Origin of the sequence: Verminephrobacter aporrectodeae subsp. tuberculatae At4 (genome assembly GCF_000193225.1) — a bacterium.
Lineage (GTDB): Bacteria > Pseudomonadota > Gammaproteobacteria > Burkholderiales > Burkholderiaceae_C > Acidovorax > Acidovorax aporrectodeae.
In genome coordinates this window covers 1-2,824 of the sequence record NZ_AFAL01000727.1, presented here as the reverse complement: position 1 = coordinate 2,824, position 2,824 = coordinate 1, and the positions used below count along the sequence as shown (strand labels likewise).

At 65.6% G+C, this 2,824-nt stretch carries 3 protein-coding genes; all 3 read left to right on the top strand.

Annotated features, from left to right (window positions below):
- The first annotated feature begins 172 nt into the window (after positions 1 to 172).
- Genes VTU_RS0120725 through yidC form a run of 3 tightly spaced genes read left to right on the top strand, consistent with a single transcriptional unit; the run spans position 173 to position 2,690 of the window.
- On the top strand, positions 173 to 703 hold the full coding sequence (locus VTU_RS0120725; protein WP_010108209.1) for a ribonuclease P protein component: 531 nt from the start codon (positions 173 to 175) through the stop codon (positions 701 to 703).
- Entirely contained in the window at positions 700 to 996 is a 297-nt protein-coding gene (yidD, locus tag VTU_RS0120720; protein ID WP_029554623.1) for a membrane protein insertion efficiency factor YidD, read from the top strand. The genes VTU_RS0120725 and yidD overlap by 4 nt, the downstream gene beginning before the upstream one ends.
- Complete coding sequence (yidC, locus tag VTU_RS0120715; RefSeq protein ID WP_010108205.1) at positions 993 to 2,690, top strand: membrane protein insertase YidC; 1,698 nt, start codon at positions 993 to 995, stop codon at positions 2,688 to 2,690. Before yidD ends, yidC begins: the two co-directional genes overlap by 4 nt.
- Positions 2,691 to 2,824: the final 134 nt, after the last annotated feature.

Below are 2,824 nucleotides of genomic sequence, written 5' to 3'. Positions count from 1 at the left end.
GCGAATAGCGGCACATGAAACTGCGCCTTTCGCGCCATGGCGGCGTTGCAAATCCCCGCGATACCTACGGGTATCGCGAGGATTTGCGCCTTGCCCTGACGCGAAATGCATCCGTTTCATTTTGTGCCGCTATTCGCGGGGCAGAACACTAGGCTCCCAACGGGGCGCTTGCATGCAACGGCTGAAAACCCGCGCGCAGTTCCAGGCTGCCATGGCGGGCGGGAGCATCGTCTCCCGCACGGCGCATTTCGCGCTGCACCGTCTGCTGCTCGACGACGTCGCCGCTGTCAGCCAAGCCGGTGCGGTGTCCACAGGGTCAGGCCCCCGCCCGTCGGCGCCGGGGGCCGCCCTGTTTGCCGCGCAGGGCGTCTGGCTCGGGGCCGTGCTGCCCAAGCGCTGGGCGCGTCGCGCCGTGACACGCAATGCAATCAAACGGCAGATCTACACCGTGGCTGCGCTGTTTGAAACGCGGCTCGCGTTGGCGGCGCATGGAAGTCAGCCCGTAGCGCATGGGGTCGTCCATGTAGTCCGGCTGCGCAGCGCCGTGGATCGCAAGCAGTTTCCCAGCGCCACGTCCGAGCCGCTCCAGCAGGCGCTGCGCACGGAGTTGCTGCAACTGTTCGGCCATGCGGCGCGGCGCTCCCGTGCTGTCGCCGGCGTAGTTCCCGTCCCGACCGCGCCTGCCGGGGCTGGCGCGCCATGATGCAGCGCCTGCTCATCGGTCTGGTCAAGGGCTATCGGTGCTTTCTCAGCCCCTGGCTGGGCTCGGCCTGCCGGTTCGAGCCGACCTGTTCGGCCTACGCGCAGCAGGCGCTCGCGCAGCACGGCGCGGCTGCCGGCAGCCATCTGGCGCTGCGCAGGCTGCTACGCTGCCACCCCTGGTGCGACGGGGGCCATGATCCGGTCCCGCCGCAGCCATTGCCGCGCGGCAAGCGGCTTTTCTCGCGGCTTGGTTCCTCCCGAATTCAACCATCCTCAGCAAAGAAGTCTTCATGAACGACATTCGCCACACCATCCTGTGGGTGATTTTTGGCTTTTCCATGGTTCTGCTGTGGGACAGATGGCAGTTGCACAACGGCCACAAGGCCACTTTCTTCCCCGTTCCCTCTGCGGTGACCGCGCCCCCACCCGCCACGGGCGCCGCGTCCGCCGGCGCCACGGGGGCGGCCAGCGTTCCGGTGTCCAGCGCAGCCGTTGCCACCGCGGTGCCGGGCGCGGTGCCGGATCAGCCCGCCGCGCCCGCCGTGCGCGAACGCGTGGAGGTCAGGACCGACCTGTACCGCCTGGTCTTTGACAGCGAAGGCGGCTCGCTCGTCCAGGCCGAACTGCTCAAGCACGTTGACATGGCCGACAAGACGCGCAACTTCCGGTTGCTCGACGCAAGCCCGCAGCGTGTCTACGTCGCGCAGACGGGGCTCGTTGGCGGCTCCTTCCCCACGCACAAGACGGTGATGACGGTCGTTCCCGGCCCGCGTGTGCTCGAGGAGGGAGAGGATGAAATCAGCGTCCGCTTCGAGTCGCCGATCCACAACGGCGTCAAGCTGGTGAAAACCTGGACCCTGCGGCGCGGCGCTTACGACATCGCCGTCCGGCACGAGGTGCTCAACACCGGCAGCGTCGCCGTGTCGCCGCAGCTCTACCTGCAATTGGTGCGCGACGGCAACAAACCGCCTGGAGAGTCGTCGTTCTATTCCACCTTCACCGGCCCGGCGGTCTACACCGAAGCCAAGAAGTACCAGAAGATCGAGTTCAAGGACATAGAAAACGGCAAGGTCGATATTCCCAAGAGCGCGTCCGACGGCTACGTCGCCATCGCGCAGCATTACTTTGCCACGGCATGGTTGCTGGCCGACGGCGTGCAGCGCGAGCCGTTCACGCGCAAGGTTGACAGCAACCTGTACTCCGTGGGCATGCTCACGCCGCTGGGCAGCATCGCGCCCGGTGCGAGCCGGGCGGTGGACGCGCGCCTGTTTGCCGGCCCGCAGGTCGAAACCATGCTCGAAAAGCTGTCTCCCGGCCTGGAACTGGTCAAGGACTACGGCTGGCTCACCATCCTGGCCAAGCCGCTGTACTGGCTGCTGGACCAACTGCACAAGATGCTGAACAACTGGGGCTGGTCCATCGTTGGCCTGGTGCTGCTGCTCAAGGTCGCGTTCTACTGGCTCAACGCCAAGGCCTACGCCAGCATGGCGAAGATGAAGGCGCTCAATCCCAGGATCACGGAAATGCGGGAGCGCCTGAAGGACAAGCCGCAGCAGATGCAGCAGGAGATGATGCGCATCTACCGCGAGGAAAAGGCCAACCCCATGGGCGGGTGCTTGCCCATCGTGCTCCAGATCCCCGTGTTCATTGCGCTCTACTGGGTGCTGTTGTCCAGCGTGGAGATGCGCAACGCGCCCTGGATCGGCTGGATCAGCGACCTGTCCACCCCCGACCCGTTCTTCATCCTGCCGCTGCTGATGACGGCCAGCTCGCTGCTGCAGACCGCCCTCAACCCCGCGCCGCCCGACCCGATGCAGGCCAAGATGATGTGGTTCATGCCGCTGATCTTCAGCGTGATGTTCTTCTTCTTTCCGGCCGGCCTGGTGCTGTACTGGTTGACGAACAACATCCTGTCGATTGCGCAGCAGTGGATCATCAACACCCGCATGGGGGTGCCGCCGCAGTTCAATCTGCCCAAGTTCAGGTGACGCGAAACGGCCGGAGATCAGGCGCGGCAGGGGCTGCGCCCACATGCCCCGGGCGCGCATGGAAAGATCAGTTGCGGCTCTGGTCGACCAGCTTGTTCTTGGCGATCCAGGGCATCATGGCGCGCAGCTGGGCG